Annotated in this window: 26 protein-coding genes and 1 tRNA gene; 23 read left to right on the top strand and 4 right to left on the bottom strand. The window is 71.6% G+C overall.

Annotated features, from left to right (window positions below):
* Position 1: 1 nt before the first annotated feature.
* The 4 genes from VM938_09550 to VM938_09535 all read left to right on the top strand — a co-directional run bounded on the left by VM938_09550 (position 2) and on the right by VM938_09535 (position 5,088).
* Positions 2-1,483: an NADH-quinone oxidoreductase subunit N gene (locus VM938_09550; GenBank protein ID HVF75282.1), complete on the top strand. Its 1,482-nt coding sequence runs from the start codon at positions 2-4 to the stop codon at positions 1,481-1,483.
* 146 nt (positions 1,484-1,629) lie between these two features.
* A complete protein-coding gene (locus tag VM938_09545; GenBank protein ID HVF75281.1) occupies positions 1,630-2,586 on the top strand; it encodes an SAM-dependent methyltransferase in 957 nt (318 codons plus the stop codon).
* 63 nt (positions 2,587-2,649) lie between these two features.
* Positions 2,650-4,596: an acetate--CoA ligase gene (gene acs / locus VM938_09540; protein ID HVF75280.1), complete on the top strand. Its 1,947-nt coding sequence runs from the start codon at positions 2,650-2,652 to the stop codon at positions 4,594-4,596.
* The gene (locus VM938_09535) at positions 4,597-5,088 is read left to right on the top strand and encodes a hypothetical protein (protein HVF75279.1); all 492 of its coding nucleotides are present in this window, start codon (positions 4,597-4,599) and stop codon (positions 5,086-5,088) included.
* On the opposite strand, the gene VM938_09530 is transcribed toward VM938_09535, so the two are convergent.
* Positions 5,079-5,531 carry a hypothetical protein gene (locus VM938_09530; GenBank protein HVF75278.1) on the bottom strand — a complete coding sequence of 151 codons (453 nt, stop codon included), beginning with the start codon at positions 5,529-5,531 and terminating at the stop codon, positions 5,079-5,081. The genes VM938_09535 and VM938_09530 overlap by 10 nt on opposite strands.
* Before the next feature lie 45 nt (positions 5,532-5,576).
* Here VM938_09530 and VM938_09525 point away from each other — a divergent pair, with 45 nt between their 5' ends.
* The 3 genes from VM938_09525 (at position 5,577) to VM938_09515 (ending at position 8,559) form a co-directional block, all read left to right on the top strand.
* Positions 5,577-6,224, top strand: a complete 648-nt coding sequence (locus tag VM938_09525; protein ID HVF75277.1) for a TetR/AcrR family transcriptional regulator — start codon at positions 5,577-5,579, stop codon at positions 6,222-6,224.
* On the top strand, positions 6,221-7,081 hold the full coding sequence (locus VM938_09520; GenBank protein HVF75276.1) for a M48 family metalloprotease: 861 nt from the start codon (positions 6,221-6,223) through the stop codon (positions 7,079-7,081). The genes VM938_09525 and VM938_09520 overlap by 4 nt, the downstream gene beginning before the upstream one ends.
* Positions 7,082-7,278: 197 nt before the next feature.
* Positions 7,279-8,559 carry a M23 family metallopeptidase gene (locus tag VM938_09515; GenBank protein ID HVF75275.1) on the top strand — a complete coding sequence of 427 codons (1,281 nt, stop codon included), beginning with the start codon at positions 7,279-7,281 and terminating at the stop codon, positions 8,557-8,559.
* Positions 8,560-8,565: 6 nt separating this feature from the next.
* On the opposite strand, the gene VM938_09510 is transcribed toward VM938_09515, so the two are convergent.
* Positions 8,566-9,054: a YajQ family cyclic di-GMP-binding protein gene (locus tag VM938_09510; protein ID HVF75274.1), complete on the bottom strand. Its 489-nt coding sequence runs from the start codon at positions 9,052-9,054 to the stop codon at positions 8,566-8,568.
* A 29-nt stretch (positions 9,055-9,083) separates the two neighbouring features.
* Here VM938_09510 and VM938_09505 point away from each other — a divergent pair.
* The 8 genes from VM938_09505 (at position 9,084) to VM938_09470 (ending at position 15,265) form a co-directional block, all read left to right on the top strand.
* Positions 9,084-9,165, top strand: a tRNA-Tyr gene (locus VM938_09505).
* A gap of 1 nt (position 9,166) precedes the next feature.
* The gene (locus VM938_09500) at positions 9,167-9,748 is read left to right on the top strand and encodes a DUF3105 domain-containing protein (protein HVF75273.1); all 582 of its coding nucleotides are present in this window, start codon (positions 9,167-9,169) and stop codon (positions 9,746-9,748) included.
* Positions 9,748-10,203, top strand: coding sequence for a YdeI/OmpD-associated family protein (locus VM938_09495; protein HVF75272.1), 456 nt, complete (start codon positions 9,748-9,750; stop codon positions 10,201-10,203). Before VM938_09500 ends, VM938_09495 begins: the two co-directional genes overlap by 1 nt.
* Before the next feature lie 45 nt (positions 10,204-10,248).
* On the top strand, positions 10,249-11,016 hold the full coding sequence (locus VM938_09490; protein ID HVF75271.1) for a hypothetical protein: 768 nt from the start codon (positions 10,249-10,251) through the stop codon (positions 11,014-11,016).
* Positions 11,013-11,954, top strand: a complete 942-nt coding sequence (locus tag VM938_09485; protein HVF75270.1) for a DUF4129 domain-containing protein — start codon at positions 11,013-11,015, stop codon at positions 11,952-11,954. Before VM938_09490 ends, VM938_09485 begins: the two co-directional genes overlap by 4 nt.
* Positions 11,951-13,078 carry a DUF4350 domain-containing protein gene (locus tag VM938_09480; GenBank protein HVF75269.1) on the top strand — a complete coding sequence of 376 codons (1,128 nt, stop codon included), beginning with the start codon at positions 11,951-11,953 and terminating at the stop codon, positions 13,076-13,078. The genes VM938_09485 and VM938_09480 overlap by 4 nt, the downstream gene beginning before the upstream one ends.
* Positions 13,071-14,045, top strand: coding sequence for a MoxR family ATPase (locus VM938_09475; protein ID HVF75268.1), 975 nt, complete (start codon positions 13,071-13,073; stop codon positions 14,043-14,045). The genes VM938_09480 and VM938_09475 overlap by 8 nt, the downstream gene beginning before the upstream one ends.
* Positions 14,046-14,047: 2 nt before the next feature.
* On the top strand, positions 14,048-15,265 hold the full coding sequence (locus VM938_09470) for a DUF58 domain-containing protein (GenBank protein ID HVF75267.1): 1,218 nt from the start codon (positions 14,048-14,050) through the stop codon (positions 15,263-15,265).
* Here the strand turns inward: VM938_09470 and VM938_09465 are convergent.
* Complete coding sequence (locus VM938_09465) at positions 15,243-16,100, bottom strand: hypothetical protein (protein ID HVF75266.1); 858 nt, start codon at positions 16,098-16,100, stop codon at positions 15,243-15,245. The genes VM938_09470 and VM938_09465 overlap by 23 nt on opposite strands.
* A 30-nt stretch (positions 16,101-16,130) precedes the next feature.
* Between VM938_09465 and VM938_09460 the strand changes: the two genes are divergently transcribed.
* Genes VM938_09460 through VM938_09430 form a run of 7 tightly spaced genes read left to right on the top strand, consistent with a single transcriptional unit; the run spans position 16,131 to position 21,538 of the window.
* A complete protein-coding gene (locus VM938_09460; GenBank protein HVF75265.1) occupies positions 16,131-16,913 on the top strand; it encodes an RDD family protein in 783 nt (260 codons plus the stop codon).
* Entirely contained in the window at positions 16,897-17,634 is a 738-nt protein-coding gene (locus VM938_09455) for a TOMM precursor leader peptide-binding protein (protein ID HVF75264.1), read from the top strand. The genes VM938_09460 and VM938_09455 overlap by 17 nt, the downstream gene beginning before the upstream one ends.
* Positions 17,631-18,224 carry a hypothetical protein gene (locus tag VM938_09450; protein HVF75263.1) on the top strand — a complete coding sequence of 198 codons (594 nt, stop codon included), beginning with the start codon at positions 17,631-17,633 and terminating at the stop codon, positions 18,222-18,224. Before VM938_09455 ends, VM938_09450 begins: the two co-directional genes overlap by 4 nt.
* Positions 18,221-18,820 carry a hypothetical protein gene (locus tag VM938_09445; GenBank protein HVF75262.1) on the top strand — a complete coding sequence of 200 codons (600 nt, stop codon included), beginning with the start codon at positions 18,221-18,223 and terminating at the stop codon, positions 18,818-18,820. The genes VM938_09450 and VM938_09445 overlap by 4 nt, the downstream gene beginning before the upstream one ends.
* Positions 18,817-19,947 carry a YcaO-like family protein gene (locus VM938_09440; GenBank protein HVF75261.1) on the top strand — a complete coding sequence of 377 codons (1,131 nt, stop codon included), beginning with the start codon at positions 18,817-18,819 and terminating at the stop codon, positions 19,945-19,947. Before VM938_09445 ends, VM938_09440 begins: the two co-directional genes overlap by 4 nt.
* Positions 19,944-20,732, top strand: a complete 789-nt coding sequence (locus tag VM938_09435) for a SagB/ThcOx family dehydrogenase (protein HVF75260.1) — start codon at positions 19,944-19,946, stop codon at positions 20,730-20,732. The genes VM938_09440 and VM938_09435 overlap by 4 nt, the downstream gene beginning before the upstream one ends.
* Complete coding sequence (locus VM938_09430) at positions 20,729-21,538, top strand: hypothetical protein (protein ID HVF75259.1); 810 nt, start codon at positions 20,729-20,731, stop codon at positions 21,536-21,538. The genes VM938_09435 and VM938_09430 overlap by 4 nt, the downstream gene beginning before the upstream one ends.
* Here the strand turns inward: VM938_09430 and VM938_09425 are convergent.
* Positions 21,501-21,986 (bottom strand): MarR family transcriptional regulator, encoded by a 486-nt coding sequence (locus VM938_09425; protein ID HVF75258.1) that lies wholly within the window; start codon positions 21,984-21,986, stop codon positions 21,501-21,503. The two genes, VM938_09430 and VM938_09425, sit on opposite strands and share 38 nt — an antisense overlap.
* A 64-nt stretch (positions 21,987-22,050) precedes the next feature.
* On the opposite strand from VM938_09425, the gene icmF reads away from it, so the two are divergent.
* Positions 22,051-25,245, top strand: a complete 3,195-nt coding sequence (gene icmF, locus VM938_09420) for a fused isobutyryl-CoA mutase/GTPase IcmF (protein ID HVF75257.1) — start codon at positions 22,051-22,053, stop codon at positions 25,243-25,245.
* Positions 25,246-25,308: the final 63 nt, after the last annotated feature.

The raw sequence follows: 25,308 nt of genomic DNA, 5'->3' as shown, positions 1-25,308 counted from the left end.
GATGCCGTTCACAGCCCCGCAGCTCGACTACCACGCGCTGGCGCCCGAGCTCGTCGTCGTGGGCGTGCTCGTGGTCGTGCTGCTGGCCGACCTCATCGTCGACGAGACCCGCAAGTTCGTCGTCACCCAGTTGGCGGGCATCGGCCTGCTGGGCTCGCTCATCCCCATCGTCACCCTGGCCGTCGACGGCACCGACCGTTCGATGTTCGGCGGCGCCTACGTCGTCGACGACTTCGCCCTGGTCCTCAAGGCGTTGTTCATCATCACCGGCTACGTCGTCCTGCTCATGAGCGCCGACTACATCGGCGAGGGCGACTACTGGGAGGGCGAGTACTCGACGATGTTGCTGTCGTCGATCTTCGGCATGGTCGTGATCTCGTCGTCGCGCGACCTCATCAGCATCTTCGTGGCCCTCGAACTGCTGTCGATCCCGGCCTACATGCTGGCGGGGTGGCGCAAGCGCGACATCAAGAGCACAGAGGCGTCGCTGAAGTACTACCTGCTCGGCGTGCTGTCCTCGGCCGTCACCCTCTACGGCATGTCGTTGATCTTCGGGTTCACCGGCTCCACCTTGTTGGCCCGCATCGGCGAACTGGTGAGCCGCCACGGCGAAGGCGTGCACATCGTGACCGTCGGCATCTTCTTCGTCATCGTCGGCTTCGCCTTCAAGGTCTCCGCCGTGCCTTTCCACTTCTGGGCGCCCGACACCTACGAGGGCGCGCCCACCCCGGTGACCGCCTTCCTCTCGGTGGCGTCGAAGGCGGCGGGCTTCGTCGCCCTCATGCAGCTGGTGTTCGTGGGCTTCCTCGGCCGCTACGACGTATGGGGCCCGATCTTCTGGGTGCTCGCCGCCGCCACCATGACCGTGGGCAACCTCATCGCCCTGCGCCAGACGAACATCGTGCGCATGCTCGCCTACTCGTCGGTGGCGCAGGCGGGCTACATCCTCGTGCCCTTGGCAGTGGCGGGCGAGAGCATGCGAGCCGTGGCCTCGGCCCAGACCGCCACGATCGTCTACCTCATCATCTACGCGGCCATGAACCTGGGCGCCTTCGCCGTCGTGATCGCCGTGGCCCGCAAGACCCGCTCGGGGGAGATCAGCTCGTTCGGCGGGCTCTTCCAGTACGCCCCGGTGCTGACCGTGGTGATGACGGCGTACATGTTCTCGTTGGCCGGCATCCCGCCGTTCGGCGGCTGGTTCGCCAAGCTGCTCATCTTCCGCACGGCGGTCGACGCGGGCACCACGCCGGCGATCATCCTCGGCGTCATCGTCGGCGTGAACTCGGTGATCTCGCTCTTCTACTACGCGTCGATCGCCCGGCAGATGTGGATGAACCCGGTCCCCGACGACGACCGCACGCCGATCCGGGTGCCACCCGCGCTCGGCGCCGCGCTGGCCCTCACCGTGGTGGCCGTCGTCTACATGGGCGTCGATCCAGAGCGCTTCGCAAAGCTCGGGGACCTGGCATCCCTCGTCCGTTAATCGAGGTAGTTGCCGAGCGGGTCCACCGCCTCGGCCCGCTGTCGTTCGCCGACTACCTCGACCTCGCCCTGTACTCGCCTGAAGGCGGCTTCTACGCGGCGGGCGGCGGGGCAGGACGACGGCGCGACTTCCTCACCTCGCCTGAGGTGGGCGGGCTGTTCGGCGCCGTGCTGGCTCGCGCCCTCGACGTCTGGTGGGACGAGTTGGGCAGGCCCGACCCGTTCGTGGTGGTCGAGGCCGCCGCGGGCACCGGCACGCTGGCCCGGTCGATCCTCGACGCCGCGCCCCGTTGCGCCCCGGCGTTGCGGTACGTGTTGGTGGAACGCTCCGAGGCGTTGCGCGAGCAGCAGGCGGGCGTGGTGCCGTTGGAACCCCCGCCGTGGGTGCTCGGCCCCACCGAGACAGAGGACGACGAGCTCGTCGGCGTGCCCGCCACCGGCCCGTTGTTCTGCTCCCTGTCGGAGCTGCCCGCCCAGCCCGTGATCGGCGTCGTCTTCGCCAACGAGTTGCTCGACAACCTCCCGCCGTTGCTGTTGGCCTTCGCCAACGGGCGTTGGTGCGAGGTGCGGGTAGGGGAGGACGGCGGTCGTTTCGTGGAGGTGCTGGTGCCGGCGTCGCCGGAGTTGGCCGAAGAGGCTGCTCGGCTGGTGCCCGACCCCCACGACGGCGCCCGCATCCCCATCCAGCACCGGTGCCGCGAGTGGCTGCGCAGCGCGCTGGCCGCCGTGGCCCGGGGCCGGGTCGTCGTGGTCGACTACGCGGACACCACGGCCGCCATGGTGGGGCGCGACTTCCTGCGCACGTACCGCGCCCACGGGCGTGGCGGCGACCCGCTTGAGGCGCCCGGCTCGCAGGACGTCACGTGCGATGTCGCCGTCGACCAGCTGCGCCCGTCGCCCACGTTCGACCGCACGCAGGCCGAGTTCCTCAAGGCCCACGGCATCGACGACCTCGTCGATGCGGCGAAGGCGGCGTGGCAAGAACGGGCGCACCTCGGTGACCTGGAGGCGCTGCGCCACCGCAGCCGGGCCAACGAGGCGCCGGCACTGCTCGACCCCGCCGGGCTCGGCGCCTTCCGCGTGTTGGAGTGGCGCGTTCCCTGAGCCAAAGTGCCCGCTGAGCGGGAGCTTCGGCTCACAGTTCGGGCCGCGCGTAGGCTCCGCGGCATGACGATCGAGGCGTACTACTCGGAAGAGCGCACGTTCCCGCCGTCCCCGGAGTTCGTGGCCCAGGCCCTGCTCACCGACCGGTCGCTTCACGACGCGGCCGAGGCCGACTGGCAGCAGTTCTGGGCCGACCAGGCCCGTGAGCTGCTCGACTGGTACGACGACTTCGACACCGTGCTCGAGTGGAAGCTGCCCTTCGCCCGGTGGTTCGAAGGCGGCAGCCTCAACGTCTCGGTCAACTGCCTCGACCGCCACGTGGAGGCGGGCCGGGGCGACCGGGTGGCCTTCCACTGGGAGGGCGAGCCGGGCGACACCCGCACCATCACCTACGCCGCACTGCTCGACGAGGTGCAGCGTTTCGCCAACGTGCTCAAGGGCCTCGGCGTCACACGCGGCGACCGGGTGAACATCTACATGCCGATGGTCCCCGAGGCCATCGTCGCCATGCTGGCCTGCACCCGCATCGGCGCCCCGCACTCCGTGGTGTTCGGGGGCTTCTCGGCCGAGGCCCTGCGCGACCGCATCAACGACGCCGAGGCCAAGGTGCTCGTCACCGCCGACGGCGGCTACCGCCGGGGGGCGCCCAGCCTGCTCAAGCCCAACGCCGACGAAGCGGTCTCCGGGTCACCCACCATCGAGCACGTCGTCGTGGTGCGTCGCACCGGCAGCGACGTAGCGATGACCGAAGGCCGCGACCACTGGTACGACGAGCTCATGGCCGTTGCCGCCCCCACATGCGAGCCCGAGCGCATGGGCAGTGAGGACCTGCTCTACCTGCTCTACACCAGCGGCACCACGGGCAAGCCCAAGGGGATCATGCACGCCACCGCGGGCTACCTCCTGCAGTGCGCTTTCACCCACCGCTACGTGTTCGACCTGCACCCCGACAGCGACGTCTACTGGTGCACGGCCGACATCGGCTGGGTCACCGGCCACAGCTACATCGTCTACGGGCCGCTGGCCAACGGCGCCACCAGCGTGGTCTACGAGGGCACCCCCGACACCCCCGGGCGCGACCGCTTCTGGGACATCGTGGAGCGCTACAAGGTGACGAAGTTCTACACGGCACCCACCGCCATCCGGACGTTCATGAAGTGGGGCACCGACGAGCCCGCCAAGCACGACCTGAGCTCGCTCAAGCTGCTGGGCTCGGTGGGCGAGCCCATCAACCCCGAAGCATGGATGTGGTACGCCGAGCACATCGGCGGCAACCGCTGCCCGGTGGTCGACACCTGGTGGCAGACGGAGACGGGCGCCATCCTCATCAGCTCGCTGCCCGGCCTCACCACCACCAAGCCCGGGTCGGCCACCTTCCCCCTGCCCGCCATCGGGGCCGAGGTGGTCGACGACACCGGCAACCCGGTGCAGGTCGGCGGCGGCTACCTCACCCTCACCCGCCCGTGGCCGTCGATGCTGCGGGGGATCTGGGGCGACCCGCAGCGCTACCACGAGACCTACTGGAGCCGCTTCGAGGGCCGGTACTTCGCAGGCGACGGCGCCAAGCTCGACGACGACGGCTACCTGTGGCTGCTGGGCCGGGTCGACGACGTCATGAACGTGTCGGGCCATCGGGTGTCGACCACCGAGGTGGAGTCCGCCTTGGTCGACCATCCGACCGTGGCCGAGGCCGCCGTCGTCGGTGCCAACGACGAGACCACCGGCCAGGCCATCATCGCCTACGTCACCCTCAAGGGCGGCAACGCTCCGAGCGACGAGCACGGCGAGCTGCTGCGCAAGCACGTGGCCACCAAGATCGGCGCCATCGCCCGGCCTAAGACCATCGTGTTCACCGACGACCTGCCCAAGACCCGCAGCGGCAAGATCATGCGCCGCCTCCTGCGCGACGTGGCCGAGGGCCGCAAGCTGGGCGACACCACCACCCTGGCCGACCCCAACGTGGTCGAAGAGATCAAGAAGCGGGCGGCCACCGCCCCGCAGGAAGATTGAGTGCCGCTTACCCCGCACAACTGGGAATGGCGCGACGGGGCGGTGGACCCGGGCGGTGCCGTGGTGTTCGACATCGACGGCGTGCTGTCCGACGCCGCCACACGCCAGCACTTCCTCGAAGGCCCGGGACGGCGCAACTGGGACGCCTTCTTCGACGCATGCGGCGACGACCCGCTCATCGAGGACGTGGCTTGTGTCCTCGCCCTCCTCGACCCCGCCCTCCAGATCGTGCTGCTCACCGGCCGCCCGCTGCGGGTGCAACCGCAGACCCTGTCGTGGCTCAAGCGCTACGAGCTGCGGTGGGACCTGCTGATCATGCGCGACTTCGGCGACTACAGCGCAGCCCGCTCGTTCAAGCAGGGGACCGTCAGCGAGTTGCGCACGTACGGGTTCGACCTGCGCCTCGCCTTCGAGGACGACCGCCGCAACCGCGACATGTTCCGGGCCGAAGGCATTCCCTGCGTCTACATCCACTCCGGCTACTACGACTGAAGGTGCTTGCGCACCAGCTTGCGCCATCGGCGATGGCGGTAGCGGTAAATGCCGGTCGCCACCCGGCACACCACCGGCGTCAGCGCCCCTGCGTCGATCTCCACCGTGTCGCTGTAGCGCGACCTCCCCGCCCCCAGCGGCTCGACGTGGAGCGTGTGGTTCCAGGCCCGGATCATGCCGCCGTGCTCGTTGGTGCGCATCGTCATGGTGTCGTGGTCGATCTCCACGATGTTGATGGTGTGCCGCGAGAACGGGACGACGTGGAAGAGGAACAGCCACCCCTTGCCTGATTCGCCCGGCTGCACCTTGTCGCTTCGGCCTGCCAGTAACGGCACCCCGAACAACCCCCGCACCACGTAGACGAACGTCACCGGCGACTGCACCGCCTCCCATACCCGCCCGGGGGACGCTTCGAGCTCCGACGTGACGGTGATGGTCTGCATGGCGGTAAAATACGAGCAATAGCTCGCATAGGACTACTCGCTTTCATGCCCCGACTCGCACCCCGCAAAGAGCCCAAGCAACAACGGTCCGCAGAGACGCGCGCTCGCATCCTCGATGCCGCTGCTCGTGTCTTCGCCCGCCACGGCTACGCGGCAGGCACCACCAACCGCATCGCCGAGGAAGCGACACTGTCGGTCGGCTCGCTGTACCAGTACTTCCCCAACAAGGACTCGATCCTGGTGGAACTGGTGCGGCGCCATGTGGCCGAGGGCGCCACCCATGTGGCCGAGCGGCTGAGCGCAGTGGCGGGCCGTCCGCTGCCCGAACGAATCGCCGCGCTGGTCGACGCCATGGTCGCCAACCACGCCGGCGAGCCCCGCCTGCACCAGGTGCTGTTCGAGGAAGCGCCCCGCCCGCCCGAGCTGCTGGCCGAGCTCCACGCCCTCGAACGAGACGTGGTGGCCGCCGTCGCCGCCGCCTTGGCCGCCGACCCCACCGTCGACGTCCCCGACCCCGATCTGGCCGCATGGGTGTTGGTCGCCACCGTCGAGTCACTGACCCACCGGTACGTGTCGTCGCACCCCGACGACCTCGACCCCACGGCGTTCGCCGAGGAGGTCACCCGCATGCTCGTCACCTACGTTGGGGCGGGAACTTTCGCACCCCTCGCGGCGTTCCAGGAGATGCAATGAACAAGAACACGTTCAAGACCTACATCCTGTTGGCCGGCCTGGCGGGCCTCATGGTCATGATCGGGTCGATGTTCGGCCGGGCGGGCGCCATGCTCGGCCTGGGCCTCGGCCTGGCCATGGTCGGCGGTTCCTACTGGTTCTCCGACAAGCTCGCCATCCGGGCGGCAGGCGCCGTGCCCGTCACCGAGGCGGAGATGCCGGAGTACCACCGCATCGTGCGGGAGCTGGCCATGAAGGCGGGCATGCCCATGCCCCGCCTCTACGTGACCCCCGACCTGCAGCCCAACGCCTTCGCCACCGGCCGCAACCCGCAGCACGCCGCGGTGGCCGTCACCCAGGGCATCCTCCAGGTCTGCGATTGGGACGAACTGCGTGGCGTGCTGGCGCATGAGCTCAGCCACGTGGGCAACCGCGACATCCTCATCGGATCGGTGGCCGCAGCCATCGCCACCGGCATCAGCTTCATCGGCAACATGCTGATGTGGGGTGCCATGTGGGGTGGCGGCGGGGGAGACGACGACGAGGGCGGCGCCAACCCCATCGCCCTCATCGCCCTGGCCATCCTCGCTCCCATGGCCGCTGGCCTGCTGCAGATGGCCCTCAGCCGCAGCCGTGAGTTCGAAGCCGACCGCACCGGCGCCCGCCTGATCGGCGAGGGCGAGCCTCTGGCCCGGGCGCTGCTCAAGCTGGAGGCGGCGGCCAAGCAGATCCCCATGGCGGTGCAGCCCGCCCAGGCGCAGAAGTACATCGTCAACCCCCTTACGGGCAGGCACATCCATTTCGCCAAGCTCTTCACCACCCACCCGTCGACGGCCGATCGAGTGGCCCGCCTGCGGGCCGGAGAGTGGCGGCATTGATGTCCGAGCGGACGGATTGGCCGTTGTGCGCCGAAGGTTCGTTTCGGCAGCTTTGCTGCCGAAACAGGCAGCTCTGTTGAATGGAGCCTGCACCTGTCGGTGCAGGCTCGTGGGCCCCAGTCTCCTGCCCGGCCGGCTTCCCCAGCGGCTGGTCGGGCAGGATTGAGGGTCCGTCAACCGGAACTCCTATACAGACGATGACGCGCCTCCGTTCCCGGCTCCTGGCCTTCGCCGTACCTGCCGCCGCCCTGGCGGTCGTCGCCGCGGGGACGGCACGCGCCCAGGTCGACGAGCCCCTGCCGACGCTGCCGACGACCACCACGGCCCCGCCGTCGACGTCGAGCACCACCGCACCGCCGCCGTCCACCACCCCGACCACCCGGGGCAACAACCCGACGTCGACCACCGCGCCTCCTCCGTCGACGTCCCCCGGTCCCACCACCGCCCCGCCCCCCGGGGGTGGCGACGGCCCCGACGCAGGCAGCGGGGGCGTCATCCCGCCCGACGCCCAGGCCGTCATCAACTCGATCAAGCGCACGCCGTCGAACAACACCCGCCAGCTGTTGGCCGCCCTGCGCCCGCTGCTCGACCTCGGCTTCACCGAGGCGGAAGCGGTGCAACTCGGCTTCGGCCGCTTCCCCGTCGGTGGTGAGGCGGTGTGGAGCGACGACTGGTACTTCCCCCGCTTCGTGCCGTCGTTCCACTTCCACGAGGGCACCGACATCTTCGCCGCCGAAGGCACGCCGGTGCGTTCGCCCGTCGACGGCATCCTCAAGCAGAGCAACGGCTCCATCGGCGGCTTGGCCGCCTACGTGTACGAGCCCAACGGGTCGTACCACTACCTCGCCCACCTCACCGGGTTCGTGCCCGGACAGGTGACCGGCCAAGCAGTGAAGGCGGGTGAGGTCGTCGGCTACAACGGCACGAGCGGCAACGCCAAGGGCACCTCTCCCCACGTGCACTACGAGTACCACCCGGCCCCGACCAAGACGGTCACAACCGGCAAGGGCAAGAAGGCGGTCACCACAACACACCAACTGACGGTGCCCATGGGCACGCAGTTGCCGCCCTCGCCGCCCAAGCCGCTGCTCGATGCGTGGGTGGCCGAGGCGTTAGCCAACGTGCCCAAGGTCATCGCCCAGGCCGAGGCGGGCCGGCCGAGGGCCATCATCGCCACCGGCTTGACCCGGCGCCTGGCCGACGGGGGCAGCAGCCAGTTCGCCGCTCCGTCCGGCCCGCCCCGCACCCAGTTGCTGTGGGCGTCGTCGGCCAGCCCGTCAGGCGGGGCGCTGCGGCTGGCCGAAGCCGAAGCGTTCGCGATGGCCGACGAGGTCGACTATGCCGTGCTGGCCCGTGAGGAAGAAGAGAAGTTGCGCGCCCACGCCGCCGAGCAGCAGTGGGCGGCGACCGTCTTCAAGCCGCTGACGGCACCGGCGTTGCAGGCCGCCCTCGGCTACGGCCCGCCGGCCTTTCGCTGACCCGACCTAATCCCTGAAGTTCTCGAACTGCAGGGGCAGGCCGAAGTCTTCGCCCTTGAGGGCAGCGATCACCGCTTGCAGGTCGTCGCGCTTCTTGCCCGACACCCTGAGCTGGTCGCCCTGGGTCTGCGACGAGATGCCCTTCAGGTTCAGGTTCTTGATGAAGACGTTGAGCTTCTTCGCCTCGTCCGACGAGATGCCCGCCTTCAGCTTGACGGTCTGGCGCACGGTGCCTTTGGTGGCTTCTTCGACCTTGCCTCGGTCGAGCGACTTGAGCGACACGTTGCGGCGCACGAGCTTCTCTTCGAGCACCTGCGTGAGCGCTCGAAGGCGGTCCTCGGTCGAGGACGCCAGCCGGATCTCGTCGCCGCTGAGCTCGATCAAGGAGCCGGTGTCCTTGAAGTCGAAGCGGGTGGTCACCTCGCGGGCGGCTTGGTCGACCGCGTTGCGGACCTCTTGCATGTCTACCTGGGAGACGACGTCGAAGGTGGGCATGCGGGAGAAGCTATCCTGACCGGCTCCAAGGGTCGGTGCCCGAGTGGCCAAAGGGAGCAGACTGTAAATCTGCCGGCATCGCCTTCGGAGGTTCGAATCCTCCCCGGCCCACTTGAAGAAGGTCCTGCTCGCCGTCGTCGGCGTGGTGGTGGTGCTCGTCGTGGTCGGCGTCGTCTTCGGTGACGACGACGCCCCCGTCGAGGTCCCGGTCGAGCTCACGACCGTGGGGGCCACGCCCGCGGCGGCCGACTGCCTGCCCGTGGCGAGCACGCGTCCCGTGCCCCAGGGCCCGCCGCACCGCACCGGCACACTCGACTGGCCGGTCGTCCCGCCCGACAGCGGCGAGCACCACGCCCAGACGTTGCGCATCACTCCTCGCTTCTACGAACGCGACGTCGACCCGCCGCCCGAGCGGGCGGTGCATGACCTGGAGCACGGCATCGTCGTGGCCTGGTACGACCGCGAGCTGCCCGGCGACGAGGTCGAGGTGCTGCGCCAGGTGGCCGACGCCGTTCCCACAAACCGCTTCGTCGTCGTGCCCTGGAACCGGGCCGCGTTCGCCGACGGGCGCCACGTCGTGCTCACCGCGTGGGGGCACACGCAGCGCTGCCGTCGTGTGTCAGGGCAGGTGTTCGCCGACTTCGTGCGCACGTACGCCGACAAGGACGCACCGGAGAAGGGCGCCCCCGTCTGATGCCCGCCTTCCGGGCGGTGATCGAATCCCACGGCAAGTCGGCCACGGGCATCGAGGTGCCGGCCGCGGTGGTGGAGGCGCTCGGACAAAGCAAGCGCCCCAAGGTCCAAGCCACTGTCAACGGCTACACCTACCGGTCGAGCGTGGGCTCGATGGGCGGACGGTTCCTCTTGGGCGTCAGCGCGGAGGTGCGGGCCAAGGCCGGCGTGGCGGCGGGCCACGAAGTGGACGTGTCGCTCGAACTCGACACCGATGTGCGCGAGGTCGCGGTGCCCGACGACTTCGCAGCGGCACTCGCCGCCGAACCGACGGCGCAGGCGTTCTTCGCCGGGCTGTCGTACAGCCAACAGCGGTGGTTCGTGGAAGGCATCGAGAGCGCCAAGAAGCCCGAGACGCGACAGCGCCGCATCGAGCAGGCGGTGGCTCGCCTGGCCGAAGGACGCGGCCAGCGCTGATCCCGCCGGACGGCGCCGCCGTGGATGTCCCACAATGGACGCACCATGCCCGCCGGCGCGCCTCCTGAGGAACGGGACCTCCGGCCCCGCTCGGCCATGGAGTTGGCCGACGTCGCCGTCGCCGCCTGTCGCCGCTCGTTCCTCGTCCTGGCCGCAGTTGCCTTGGCGTTCGCCCTGCCCGCCAGTGCGCTCTTCTGGCTGGTGCTCGCCGTCGGGACGCCGCTCACCACCGTCGTCGGCGTCGTGGTGCTGGCAATCGGGTTGGCGTTGGCCCACGCCGGGTGCGTGCACGTCGTGGGCGACGACTGGTTCGGCGGGACGCCGGCGGCGGCACCGGCCATTCGCACCACGTGGCGGCGAGCCCCCGCCGTGGTCGGGCTGTGGCTCACGGGCGGGGTCAAGGTGGCGGTGCTCACCCTCGCCTTCGTGGTGCCCGGGGTCTGGGCTGCCCTGGGGCTCGTGCCCGCCGTGCCCGCCATGGTCCTCGAACGCATCTCCCCGGGCAACGCCGTGCGCCGCGCCGCCGTCCTCTCGCTCGACCGCCGCGCCGCCCACCTCGGCGCACTACTGGCGGCGCTGGCACTGGTGGTTGCTCTGGTGCTGATCCTGGTGCAGCCCGTGGTGGTGGCCTCGGTCATCGGCAGCGGACGAGATGCGCCGTTGTTGGTCGGCGTGGCCGCTGCGCAGCTTGCCGTCTGCGTGCTCGTAATCCCGTTGTTCGCAGCGGTGAGCATGGCGGCCTATGTCGACGCTCGCATCCGCAAGGAGGCGCTCGACTTGCTCTACCTGCTGACGCCGGCGGCCGCGGCATGAGGTCGCGCGCTGCGTTGCTCGCTGCCGCTTTGGCGGTAGTGCTCGTGCCGCTGCTCGTGGTGCCGATGGTGCGGGCACGAGAGGCGGCGCCGGAGCGACCGGGCCTCGATGCGGTCTGCCCTGATGTCCTGGCGGGTGGCCCGTCGAGGTTCGTGGCGCCCGCCACGCCGAACGACATGGCGGGGCGGCAGGAGGCGTTGTCGCAGCCGGTCCCGAGCGACGGTGGCCCGGCGACCTTCACCTTGCAGGACTCCGGCGGCCGAGGCGAACCAGGCGGTGCGGCGGGCTCCGGCGCGGGAACTGGCACCGGCACTGGCGCAGGGTCCGGCTCGGGCGCCGGCACCGGAACGGGCGCAGCAGGCGGCGGCGCACCGGACGGCGGCGCGCCGAGCAGCGGCAGTGGTCCCGTCACCGGCCCGGGGCGCGGCACGGACCAAGGCGACGAGGCGCAACCGGCCCCGACGGTCCCGCCGTCGGAAGCCGCCGCCGAGGTGACCAAGGACGACATCGAGGACACCGAGAGCGCCGCCCTGCCGTGGCCGTTGCTGCTGTTGCTCCTCCTCGTCGCCGCCGCGGCAGCGGCCTACGCCATGCGCCGCAAGCCCCGCGACCCCGCATCGACGACCGGCGAAGCGGCCGCCGCACCTCGCACCCGCCGCCGCACCGGTCCCGTCGACGACGACCTCGAAGCCCGGGTGCGAGAGGCCTTCGTCGCCGGCCTGCTCGACCTCGACCGGGCGGGCCTTGTGGCCTACGACGAGTCGCTCCCGTCGTCGTGGATCGCCCGCCGCCTGGCGCAGGGCCGCAACCGCCGCGCCTTCGGCCAAGCCAGCGCCACCTTCGACGAGATCGTCTACGGCCGCCGCCCGCCCTCGCCCGAAGACGTCGAGCGCATCAAGGCCGGCTTCGCCGACATCGTCGGTGCCTCCAAACCGTGACGGCCGACAAGAAGGCCGTCTGGCGCACGGTGGCCGTGGCCGTGTCGATCGCCCTCGCCCTCGAAGTCGGCTTCGTCGTCGTCACCCTCCTGCGCCGGCCGCCCCGCGGCCCCGAGTCGTCGTCGTACGCCGCCGGCCAACGCGGCGCCCGGTCGTACGCGCGGCTGCTGGAACGGGGCGGCCACGACGTGCGCCGCCAGCGCATTCCCGTCGACGTGGAGCGGCCCGACCCGGCCGACACCGTCGTCATCCTCGGCGGCGAGCGGCCCGAGCCCGAAGAGGTCAGAGCCCTGCGCTCGTTCGTGGAGACCGGCGGCCGCTTGGTGGTGGCAGGCGACGAGAAGGCCGACGAGTGGCTGCAGCCGCTGGTGGGTTCGCTGCAACGGGGCGGCAGCCTCGTGGCGTGCCGCCCGCTGGCCACGGTGCCCGAAACCGCGGGGGTGGCCTACGTCGAATCGAGCGGAGAGGCGGGCTACGCCTATACCGGTCGGGCGCTGCCGATCCTCGGGTGCAACGGCGTCACCCTGGTCGCGGTGGCGACGTTGGGAAGCGGCCGCATCGTGGTGGTCAGCGACGACGCCGTGTTCCAGAACTACCTGCTGGGCGCCCGGGAGAACGCCGCCTTCGCCGTGGCCGCGGCGGGCGGCGTGCAACGCGACGTGGTGTTCCTCGAACATCTCCACGGCTTCGGCGCCCCGAGCGGCTTGGCCGCCCTGCCCGCCCGCTGGCAGCTCGCCCTCGCCGTCCTCCTCCTGGCCGCCCTCCTCGCCCTGCTCGCCCGCCGCCGCTCGGCACCCGCAGCCACCGCCACGAACGTCGACCACCCCCGCAGCGCCCACGCCGATGCGGTGGCCGAACGCTTGGCAGCCGCCCCCCGCCACGAAGCGGCGAGCGCCGTGCGGGCCGCGGCGCGCCGCGCCATCGCCGCGGCCGCAGGCGTGCCTCCCTCCGCGCCGGCCGAAGAACTGCGGGCCGCCGCCGCCCGCCTCGGCCTCCCCGACGACGACGTGCGTCTCGTGCTCGCCACCGGTGGCGACGACCGTGCTGCTGCCACCGCCGCAGGCCGCGTAATGGCCGCCTGCGCCCGCCTCGAACCTCCTCGACCCAAGGAACGTGATGCCTGAACCCCGCTCCCGACGAAAGCCCCGTACGTCCGACGACCTCGGCGCCTTGCGCGACCGGTTGCGCGACGAGGTCGCCAAAGTGGTGGTGGGCCAGAGCGAAGCCGTCGACCGGCTGCTGGCGGCGGCCCTGGTGGGCGGGCACGTCCTGCTCGAAGGCGTGCCGGGCGTGGCCAAGACCCTGTTGGCCCGGGCCTTCACCCGAGCTTTTGACCTCGACTTCCGCCGGGCCCAGTTCACCCCCGACATGCTCCCGTCCGACCTCACCGGCACCTCGGTGCTGCGGGGCGAGGAACTGCGCTTCCGCACCGGCCCGATCTTCACCAACGTGCTCTTGGCCGACGAGATCAACCGCACGCCGCCCAAGACGCAGGCCGCCCTGCTCGAAGCCATGCAGGAACGCCAAGTGTCGGTCGACGGCACCACCCACGCGCTGCCCGACCCGTTCTTCGTGATCGCCACCCAGAACCCCGTCGAGTACGAGGGCACGTACCCGTTGCCCGAGGCCCAGCTCGACCGCTTCCACGTGCGGGTGCAGATCGGCTACCCCGAACCCGAAGCGGAGATGGCCATGCTGCGCCTGGCCCACCTCGGCGTGGAAGTGGCCAGCCTCGACGACGTGGAGGTGGTGGCCGACGGCGCCGTCCTGCGTCGGGCCCGCCAGGCGGTCGAGGCCACCGAGGCCAGCGACGAGATCCTCGAGTACGTGACAGCCATCGTGCAGGCCACCCGCAGGCTGCCGAGCGCCACCCTCGGGGCCAGCCCCCGCGCCGCCGTGCACCTGTTGGCCGCGGCCAAGGCGTCGGCCGCGCTGGCCGGCCGCGACTACGTGACCCCCGACGACGTGGCCGCCATGTCGGTGCCCGTGCTGGCCCACCGCCTGCAACTGCGGCCCGAGGCGGAGTTCGACCGCTACACCACCGTCGACGCCGTCGAGGCGGCCTTGGCCGACGTGGCCGTGCCCCGCTGATCGTGCCCGTCCAGCCCACCGGCCGGTGCGCGGCGCTGGTGGCCGCGGCCGCCGTCCTGTGCTTGGTGGCACCGGTGCTCGGCGTCGTCGCGGTCATCGCCGTGGTCGCTGCTGCCGCGATAGATGCACTGCAAGCGCCCCGCCCTCGGGTGACGCGCACCGCGCCGCCATTCCTCGTGCGCGGCGTGCCCGGCGCCTTGCGGCTGCTGGTCGAGGGGACGGGCGAGGTGACACAACCCGGTACCGAAGCGCTCGACGTCGACGGCACGACCGTCACCGCGCGACGCCGCGGCCGACACGTCCTCCCACCGGTGGTGGCGCGGTGCCGGGGCCGCCTCGGCTTGGGCCAGTGGACCGGCCCGGTCACCGCCCCAGCCGAGCTCGTCGTGCACCCTGACGTGCTGGCTGCTCGCCGTTTGGCCCGCGCCGCACAGCAGGCCACCTTCGACGAGGAGTCAGGGCGGGCACGCGGGCCGCTGGGCCTCGGCACGTCGTTCGAGTCGTTGCGCGACTACCAACCCGACGACGACGTGCGCCTCGTCAACTGGAAGGCGTCGGCTCGGGCCGGGCGCCCGGTGGTCAACCAGTTCCGACTGGAGCAGTCGCGCGACGTGGTGATCCTGCTCGACGCAGGCCGCTTGATGACCGCCGTCACCGGCCCGCCGCCTGCGCCCACCGTCTTCGATGTTGCGGTCGACGCGGCGACCGCCTTGGCGCTCACCGTCGACGCGGTGGGGGACCGCTGCGGCCTCATCGCCTTCGCCGACCGGCCCCTCGTGCGCCTGGCGCCGAGGGCAGGCGGGGGCCGCGCCGTGGCCGCGGCCATGGCCGCCATCGAGGCCACGTCGGTCGACAGCGATTTCGAGACTGCCTTCCGCGCCCTGCCCACCAAAAGGGCCGTGGCCATCGTGTTGACCGACTTGGTCGACGACGCTGCCGCAGCCGCCCTGCAACGGGCCGTGCCCGTGCTCAGCCGGCGCCATCAGGTGCTCGTCGTGGCGCCCGACGACCCGATGCTGGCTGCCATGGTGGCGGCTGGTGCCGAGGGTGGCCGTGCCGCCTACCGAGCCGCTGCGGCTGCGTCGTTGCTGGAGGAACGCGACCGGGCCGCAGCCATGCTGCGCCGGGCTGCGGCCCGGGTGGTGGCGGCGTCACCGGAACGGCTGACTGCCGCGGCGTGCGCCGGCTACCTCGACCTCAAGACCCGCGCCCGCGCCTGACTGCGGAGCCTCGCGTCAGTACCGCGGTCCACCACGCCAGAGTGAGGACGGCAGCAATGGCGGCGGCCGTCTCCGGCGACGTACGGGCGGCGTCGCGCACGACGGTGCCCACCACGAGCAACGGCACCAACGTGAGCAGCACCTGGGCGCCGAGGGCCAAGCGGCGGGTCGCCTCGCCGCGCTCGCCGCGCACCACGGCCCACCCGGCCGACGCCCCCGCGGCGGTGGCAAACACCACGGCCGTCGCCAACGGCAACGCCGCCACCGCGACGGCCGCCGCCGTGCGCTCGTCGCCTGCCTGCCAGGCGGCGGCCGCCGTGGCCCCCGACTCCAATCCCACCCAGGCGAGCACCACCGCGGCGGGCACGAGCCCTGCGCACGCCGCGGCAAAGGCCAACGCCGCGGCCAACGGCCCCACGGGCAACGTCCACGCGCCCTCGACGATGTCGCGCCGCAACGCCACCGGGGCCACGTCGGCGCCCGCGGCCACGCCCCCCACGGCGGCGACGGCCAGCACGGCAACGGCAGCCAGCGCCCACGGCAACGACTCGGCCATCGCCTCCCAACACCCCCGCCGCAGCCACGCCACCAGTCGGTCGGGCTCGCTTCGCCCCGGAGCGAAAAGTTCGGCATGGCTCGCCGCCACCAAGTCCTCCAGCGCGTCGACCAGCGACTCGCCGGGCCAGCGCCGCCGGGCCAGCGCCAAGTCGGCCACCGCCTCCCGGTGCAGGCGCGACAGGCGGAGCACCTGGTCGCCGCGGCGCCGCTTGGTCGCCGTGGTGAGCCGAGCGAGCTCGGCCCACGCGTCGGCGCGAGCGGCTCGGAACTCGTCCACCGTACGGACCTGACCGGCTACCGTCATCGCGTGGGGCTCGAATCGCGGTTGGTGCTGCGCCTGGCCGAAGGTGCCCACGTCGAGCTTCGCATCGCAGGCGTTGCCTCCCGAGCGCTGGCGGCGGCCATCGATCTCGCGCTCGGCACGATGGCCATCTTCGCACTGACCGGCGGCCTCGCCATGTGGCAGGGCGAGCTGTCGTCCTGGTGGCTCGGTTCCGGTCCGGCCTTCGCCGTGCTCGCCGTGGTGGTCGGCCTGCCTTTGGCGAGCGAGCTGCTGTTCGCGGGCGCCACGCCGGGCAAGACCCTGCTCGGCCTGCGAGTGGTGGCGGGCGACGGCGGCCTGCTCACCGCCCAAGCTCTGCTCGTGCGCAACGTGCTGCGCGTCGTCGATGCCCTGCCCTTCCCCTACGGCGTGGGCCTGGCCGCTGCCGTGGTGAGCGACCGGGGCCAACGCCTCGGCGACCTGGCAGCGGGCACGGTCGTCGTGCGCCAGATCGCCGTCGATACGGCGGCGTTGGCTCCGCCCACCGCCACCGCCCTGGGATGGGCGGCGTCGCGCACGACCGTCGACCCCCGCATCTGGGACACCGCGGGCTTGGCCGACGACGACCTGCGGGCGGTGCGCCGCTTCCTCGAACGCCGGGCCACCCTGCCGCCCGGGCTGCGCACGTGGGCCGCCGACGAACTGGCTCGCCGCGTCGGCCCCAAGCTGGTCGGCGCGCCCACCGACTTGCCGTCGGAAGCACTGTTGGAGGGCGCCGTGCTCGGTCGGCTGTCCGGCGCCGAGGAGGACGATGGCGCTCGTCGGTGACCCGGCCTGGCGCGTCGTCGCCGACGAAGGCCACTTGGTGGTGACGGCCGGCGCCGACGCCGTGTGGCTGTTGGAGGACGTGCCCGCCTCGGTGGCCGACGTGGTGGCGCGCTACTGGAGCGACGCGCCCCCCGCCGACGTGCCCGCCGAAGCCCGCCCGGTGGTGGAGCACTTGGCGGGACTCGGTGCGTTGCGGCCCGCAGCGTTGTCGGCCGCGCCGACCTCGGTCGGCCTCGTGGTCGTCGGCTCCCCGTTGCCCGCGTTCGCCGATGCCCTCGGTGCGGCCGACGGCGTGGCCGACCTCACGATCGTGCTGCGCACCAACGCCCCACTGCGGGCGCTCATCGACGTGGCCGCCGACCTGCGCTCGCCCCATGTGCTCTGCGACGTGGCCTTCCACCACTCGATCGTGCTCGGCCCCCACGTGGTGCCCGGCGACACGGCCTGCCTCGCCTGCTTGGCCGGCCGGGTGGGCACCCGCTGGGGCGACCCCGAGCCGCCCGCCGAGCCCCGCGCCGCGGCGGACGCCGCCCTCGCCGCCGCGTTGACGCGCCGGTTGCTCGCCAACCAACACGACGGGGGAGCGCCGCTCGTCAACGCCACCGTCACCTTCGACCTGCTGACGTTCGCGACGCGACGCGAGCCGCTGTGGCGCTCGTCGGCCTGCGCGGTGTGCGCCGACTGGCCCGACGACGGCCGACTGTCGTTGCCGTGGGCATGACGCCGACCGGCGCCGCCGTGCGCATGCCCGATCAGTTCCGGCCGTCGCGCGACACCCCGATGGCGGCCACGCCGACGTGCTGCTGCTGTTGCTGCTGCCTGAGCACGGTCATCACCGCGTCGATCGTCCTGCCCATGCGCGTGGAGCTCCTCGCCCGGCAGGCGCCTTCCGTCGCCCCGGCTCGCGTCACGACATCGAAGACAGTGGCGGTCGCCGCCCCGCTGGGTTCCTTCGCCCTGTCCCTGCTCGTCGTCTGGCGGTGGGGAGAACCTGCGGCATTCACGGCCGTCTTGTTGGTGGCGACGATGGCGTCACTGGCCGTTGTGTTCGCGCCGTTCGGCTCGCCGCTGCGTTCCCTGAAGGTGACGGCGGTGTTGGCTGCGGCTTTCGTGGCCGAGTTCACGGTCGGCCTTGTCGGCATCCTGGCCACCGCCGGCATCGGCTATCTCGCCGTCGCCGTGTTCGGCGCCGTCGTCGTCGTCAACTTCCACCGGCGGCAATTGGCGGGAACCCGACCGGCCTTTCAGGCCGTCGATGCACCAGCGCCTCCTCCCGTCCCGCGCCCGCCTTCGAACGGTGACCCCTCGTGAACCTCGTGCGCATGCCCGACCAGTTCCGCCCGTCGCGCGACACGCCGATGGCGGCCACGCCGACGTGCTGCTCGTGCTGCTGCTGCTGTTGCTGCGTCAGCACCTTGATCACGTCGTCGATCGTGCTCCCCATGCGGGTCGAACTGATGGCCCGCCAAGCGCCGGCCGTGCCGCGCGACCGGGTCACCACCTCCAAGATGCTGGCCGGGCTGGCCCCGGTAGTGGCCGTCCTGGTCGGCATCGTCGCGGCGCGCGCCTCCCAAGACCTCACCTTCGTGCTCGTCGCCGTGGCGCTCTCACTGGTGGCGGTGCTGGGGGTGGCCTACGCCCCGTTCGGCCAAGGCGTGCGCTCGATTACCACGACCGTGGCGTTCCTCGCGGCGTTCGCCGTGGAGGTGGTGGTGGGCGCCTTCGGCATCCTCGCCACCGCGGGCATCGGCTACGCCATCGTCGGCATCCTGGCGGGCGTCGGCGTGGTCAGGTTCCACACCCGGCAGTTGCACGAGGGCGGGGGAGGCCCGAGCGGCCCCGCAGCCCCGCAACGGCCGGGCAGCCCGCCCCCGCCGTTGCCCCGGCCACCGTCGAGCGAGGAATGACCCTGCTCGACCAGGCAGTGGGCTGGCGCCACGGACTGGTGGCCGATGTCGGCGACATCCCCGTGACCTTGGCCGATCTCCCCCTCGCCAACCGGGTGGCGACGCTGACGCCGGTGACCGGCGACTCCAGCGCAGGCGGCGTGTCAAGCGATCCCGTGGCCGCCCGCTGCGCGGCCATCGCCGAAGCGGTCGAGCGGTATGTGGCTGTGGTGTGCGCGTTGCCGCCTGCCTCGGCCACCAGCCGGCTCCCGTTCGACGCCGGCGGCCCGACCACCGACGTCTACTCGGTGGTCGACGGCAGCGCGTGGGCGGCGCCCGTCTCCCTCGTCACCCTCGACCCCGCCCGCAGCACCGTCTCCACCTCGTCGGGCCTGGCCGCCGACGGCTCGCCGTTGCGCGCCCTGCTGCGGGCCGTGCAGGAACTGGTCGAGCGAGACGCCCTGATGGTCACCTGGCTGCACGGCGTGGCCGCCCGCCAAGTGCCACTGGCCGAGCGGTTGGCCGGACCGGTGCGGGCGCGTGGCGGCGACGCCGTGTGCTTCGACATCACCCCTGCCTACAGCCCGCACCCGGTGGCCGCGGTGGCCGGGAACCTGCCCCAGCGGGGCCGGCCCCGCCTGTCGCTGGGCCTCGCTTGCCGCGCCCGGTGGGACGATGCGGTGGAGAAGGCGTATGCCGAATGGGCGCAAGGCGTGATCTTCGCGGGCATGTACCGCTCGCGTTATCCGGGGCTGCGACTGGAGCCCGACGAGGTGACCGACTTCGACCGCCACGCCGCCTACTACACCCTGCACCCCGAGCGGTGGGCCGACCTGCCGCTGTGGGGCGGCCCGGTCGGGGAGCGGCCGCCCGACGCCGCCGTGGTCGGCCGTCCCGCCGACGAGCTCCACCACCTGGCCACCACGTTGGCTGCCAACGGTGTCGACACCTACTACCGCGACCTCACCACCGTGGATGCCGCCGCCGTGGGCCTGCGGGTGGTGCGGGCGCTGGCCCCCGACCTCGTCCCCATCCACGGCGACCACCGCCGGCCCCACCTAGGCGGCACCGCACCCGACATGGCGCGCCGGTACCCGCAGGCGACAAGCACGGTGTTCCCCAACCCGGCACCGCACCCGCTGGGATGACCGACGAGCTCACGCCCTGGCGCGACTTCTGGTTGGCGAGCGAACTGTCGCCTGCCACCGGCCCTGCCTTCGGCGAACGCATCAACGACGCCGTGCCGCCGTCCGACTACCCGGGCCGGTTCACCTACGCGGCGGCCGACCATGCCTTGCCGCGACCAACCGACGCGCTGGCCGAGGCTCAGGCCGCCCGCGCCTCGACACGGGACTTTGCCCCCGGCCCGCTGCCCGCCGACGCGCTGGGTGCCGTCTTCAGCGCCTTCGCCGACGGCGCCGCTCGGCGCCGGGCGTGGCCGTCGGCGGGCGGGCTGTACCCGCTCGAGGTCTTCGCCCTGCTGCTGGCCGTCGACCACCCGCTCGACGGGCGGGCCGTGCATTACGAACCCGACACCCACGGGCTGACCGACGTCGGGCCGGCGCCGTCGTGGGCGGAGGTGCAGGAGCCGCTGGGGGGCATGGCCCTCACCGGCGCGCCGCAGGTCGTCGTGCTCTTCGTGCTCGACCCCGGCGCCATGCAGGCCAAATACGGCAACCGAGGCGGCCGCTTCGCCTTGGTCGAAGTCGGCCACGCCGCCCAGAACCTGGCCCTGCGCCTGGGCGCCTCGGGCCTGGCGGGCTGCGAGCTCGGCGGCACCTACGACCGTACGGTCAAGCGGTTGCTGGGCCTCGACGACCCGGCCGTCCTCGTCGCCCTCGGCTACGCCTGCGGCCTCCACCCCGAAGTTGCGTACAGAACGCGCCGGAAAACGGCACGTTTCCTCCGCAACTTCCGGAGGGGCGGGCGATGAGGAGGTGGTCGGCCGCCATCCTGGTGGCCATGGTGACGGGCGCCTGCAACGGCAACTCGGCGGTGATCCCCAAAGGCGAGGAGTACGAGGCCGCCGCCATGGTGCTGGAGGCCGAGGGGCACGGGCCGGTGCTCTGCCTCGGCCCCATCCTGGCCTCGCTCCCGCCCGGCTGCGGCGGCCCACCGGTGCGCAACTGGCACTGGGCCAAGGCGCCGCAGAAGGAGACACAGGCCGGGGTGACGTGGGCCGACGTCAACCTGCGCGGCACCTGGGACGGCCACGCCTTCACGGTGACGGCCGTCCTCGACCACCCGCCCGCTGCAGGCACCCCGTCGAGCGGCGCCTCGTCCTTCCCGCCCGCGTGCCCCACACCGGAGGCCATCGACCCCACGGCGTCGTTCGAGGAGTGGGGCGACCCCGGCCTCCAAAGCGACCCCGATGTTGCCGCCCTCTGGGTCACCTACGAGCCGCGGGCCGTGAACGTCGTCGTGCGGCCTGGTGCAGGCGCCCGCGTCAAGGAGGACATCCGGCGCACGTTCCCAGGCCCGCTGTGCCTGGTGGAGCGTGACCAGAAGTCCCGGACCGAACTGCGCACAATCCAGCATCGCCTCACAGAGCGGCTCGGGTCACAGTTCTTGAGCGGCGCCGTCGACGAAGTACGGGGCCAGGTCGTCGTGGAGGTGATCGTGGCGGACCCGGCGCGGCAGGCCGAGCTCGACCGGGAGTTCAGCGCAGGCGTGGTGCGGCTCACCGGCCGCCTCCAACCGGTCAGTCGAAATCGCCCGCCACATGGCGGAGGTGGGTGAGCCCGTCGATCAACCGCTCGAGCTCTTCGTCGCCCAAGTCGACGCCGAAGCGCACGGCGGTGACCGCCTTGGTGGCTTTGGCCGCCAACCGCCGTCCCGCAGGGGTGATGGTGGCGAGGGTGCGGCGCCGGTCGCCGGGGTCGGGCACCCGCTGCACCAAGCCGTCGTCCTCCAGCTTGTCGACCAGCTTGGAGATGCCCGTCGGGTGCACCATCAGGCGGTCGCCCATCTTCGTCATGGGGAGCGACCCCTTGCGGGTGAACGACAGCAGCATCAGCACCTCGTAGCGGGCGAACGACAGCCCGTGGGGCCGCAGCGCCCGTTCCACCGCGGTCGACACCAACTGCTGGGCCCGCATGACCGAGGTGGCTGCCGCCATGGCGATGGGCTCGTCGAGCCGATGCGCCTCCCACTGCTGCCGAGCCTCGTGGATGGGGTCGAAGGCCACGGGCAACAGAGTACTAAGAGCGCACATTCAATGAGCACTCTTGGAAATGGGTACGCTGGTCGGCATGACTGCCGAGCTCCACCGGCCCGTTCACCCCGTGCGCTTCGTCACCGCCGCGGCGCTGTTCGACGGGCACGACGCCGCCATCAACATCATGCGGCGCATCCTCCAATCGCAGGGGGCCGAGGTCATCCACCTCGGCCACAACCGCTCGGTCGACGAGGTGGTGGCCGCCGTCGTCGACGAGGACGTGCAGGGCGTCGCCATCTCGTCGTACCAGGGCGGGCACATGGAGTTCTTCAAGTACTTGGTCGACCGCCTGCGGGACGAGGGCCTCGGCCACGTCAAGGTCTACGGGGGCGGCGGCGGGGTGATCGTGCCGGCAGAGATCGCCGAGCTGCACGCCTACGGCGTGGCCCGCATCTTCTCGCCCGACGACGGCCAGCGCCTGGGCCTGGCCGCCATGGTCAACACCATGATCCGCGAGTGCGACCTACCGCCTGCCGCCGACCTGCCCGCCTCGCTCGACCCCCTCTACGGCTGGCACCGCCCCACCCTCGCCCGCGTCATCAGCGCCCTGGAGGCCGGCGTCCTGCCCGAGGCCCAGCGGGCCGAGGTCACAGCCACCGCCGCCGGGCGCAACGTGCCCGTACTCGGCATCACCGGCACCGGCGGCTCGGGCAAGTCGTCGCTCACCGACGAACTGGTGCGGCGCTTCCGCCTCGACCAGGAGGACAAGCTGCGCATCGCGGTGCTGGCCATCGACCCCACCCGACGCAAGGGGGGCGGGGCGCTGCTGGGCGACCGCATCCGCATGAACAGCATCGACACGCCCCAGGCCTTCTTCCGCTCGCTGGCCACCCGGGGCGCCGCCTCCGAGGTGCCCGAGGCGCTGGCCGACGCCGTCGACGCCTGCAAAGCGGCCGGGGCCGACCTGGTCGTCGTGGAGACCCCGGGCATCGGCCAAGGCGACTCGGGCATTGTGCCCTTCGTCGACGTGTCGCTCTACGTGATGACGCCCGAGTTCGGCGCCGCCTCCCAGTTGGAGAAGATCGACATGCTCGACTTCGCCGATGCCGTGGCCATCAACAAGTTCGAGCGGCGCGGCGCCGAGGACGCCCTGCGCGACGTGCGCCGCCAGGTCGCCCGCAACCGCGAGCAGTTCAACGTGGCACTCGACGACCTGCCGGTCTTCGGCACCATCGCCGCCCGCTTCAACGACGACGGCGTCACCGCGCTGTACCAGCACCTGCGGGGGCGCCTGGCCGAGCACGGCCTGCGCACCTCGGCGGGCACGCTGCCGGTTGTCGAGAGCAAGGTGTCGTCGCGGGCCGAGGTCGTGGTGCCGCCGAACCGCAACCGGTACCTGGCCGAGATCGCCGAGGCGGTGCGGGCCTACCACGCGGAGACGGCCGAGCAGGTCGACATTGCCCGCCGCCTGCAACAGGTGCGAGAGACCCGGGCAGCCTTGGTGGAGCGGGGTGCGGAAGTCGACGCCCTCGACCAACTGGAAACCGAGTTGGCGGCGACCCTCGACCCTCACTCTCGATCACTGCTCGAGGGTTGGGACGCCGTGGTGGCCGAGTACGCGGCGGTGCCCAAGCGCACATCGCTGGCCGGAACGGACCTCTCCCGCGTGTCGTTGCCCCGTTACGCCGACCACGGCGAACTGTTGCGGTGGCTGCGCTGCGAGAACGTGCCCGGCCGCTTCCCGTTCGCCGCAGGCGTCTTCCCCCTCAAGCGCGAGGAGGAGGACCCGGCCCGCATGTTCGCGGGGGAGGGCGACCCGTTCCGCACCAACCGGCGGTTCCACCTGCTGGCCGAGGGGCTGCCCGCCACACGCCTGTCGACGGCCTTCGACTCGGTCACCCTCTACGGCTTCGACCCCGACGAACGCCCTGACATCTACGGCAAGGTGGGCAATTCGGGCGTGTCGATCGCCACCCTCGACGACATGAAGGTGCTCTACGGCGGGTTCGACCTGTGCGATCCCAAGACGTCGGTGTCGATGACGATCAACGGCCCGGCGCCCACCATCCTGGCCATGTACCTCAACACGGCGATCGACCAGCGGCTCGACCGCTTCGAGCAGGACAACGGCCGCCCGCCCACCGCCGAGGACGCAGCCGAGGTGCGGGCCTGGGTGCTGAAGAACGTGCGGGGCACGGTGCAGGCCGACATCCTCAAGGAGGACCAAGGCCAGAACACCTGCATCTTCTCCACCGAGTTCTCGCTGGGGATGATGGCCGACATCCAGGAGTGGTTCGTGGCCCACGAGGTGCGTCGCTTCTACTCGGTGTCGATCTCCGGCTACCACATCGCCGAGGCGGGCGCGAACCCCATCACGCAGCTGGCCTTCACCCTGGCCAACGGCTTCACCTACGTCGAGGCCTACCTGGGCCGGGGCATGCAGGTCGACGACTTCGCCCCCAACCTCAGCTTCTTCTTCTCCAACGGGATGGACCCCGAGTACACGGTCATCGGCCGGGTGGCCCGGCGCATATGGGCCGTGGCCATGAAGGAGCGCTACGGGGCCAACGAGCGCTCGCAGAAGCTGAAGTACCACGTGCAGACCAGCGGGCGGTCGCTGCACGCCCAGGAGATGGCGTTCAACGACATCCGCACCACCCTGCAGGCCCTGTGCGCCATCTACGACAACGCCAACAGCCTCCACACCAACGCCTACGACGAGGCGGTGACCACGCCGACGGGCGAGTCGGTGCGCCGGGCCCTGGCCATCCAACTCGTCATCAACAAGGAGTGGGGCCTCGCCATGAACGAGAACCCGCTGCAGGGGTCGTTCGTGGTCGAAGAGCTCACCGACCTGGTGGAAGAGGCCGTGCTGGCCGAGCTCGAGCGCATCAGCGAGCGGGGCGGCGTGTTGGGGGCCATGGAGACCGGCTACCAGCGCGGTCGCATCCAGGACGAGTCGATGCTCTACGAGCAGCGCAAGCACGACGGCTCGCTGCCTCTCGTCGGGGTCAACACCTTCCTCAACCCCAAGGGCGACACCACGCCTGAGGTCGTCGAACTGGCCCGCTCCACCGAGGAGGAGAAGCAGGGCCAACTGGGCCGGCTGCGGGAGTTCCAGGCCCGGCACACCGCCGAACGGCCCGCCGCCCTGGAGCGGTTGCAGCAGGCCGCGTTGGCCGGGGAGAACCTCTTCGAGGTGCTGATGGACGTCGTACGGGTGTGCTCGCTGGGTGAGATCACGGGCGCCCTCTTCGAGGTCGGAGGCCGCTACCGCCGCAACGTGTGAGGCCGGTCATCGCAGTGCGTAGATGACTACGACAGGCGTAGTCCTGTCCGTTTAGTCCTTCTC

This window comes from Acidimicrobiales bacterium (assembly GCA_035536915.1).
Classification (GTDB): Bacteria; Actinomycetota; Acidimicrobiia; order Acidimicrobiales; family JAHWLA01; genus JAHWLA01.
This window is presented reverse-complemented; position numbering and strand designations above follow the sequence as displayed.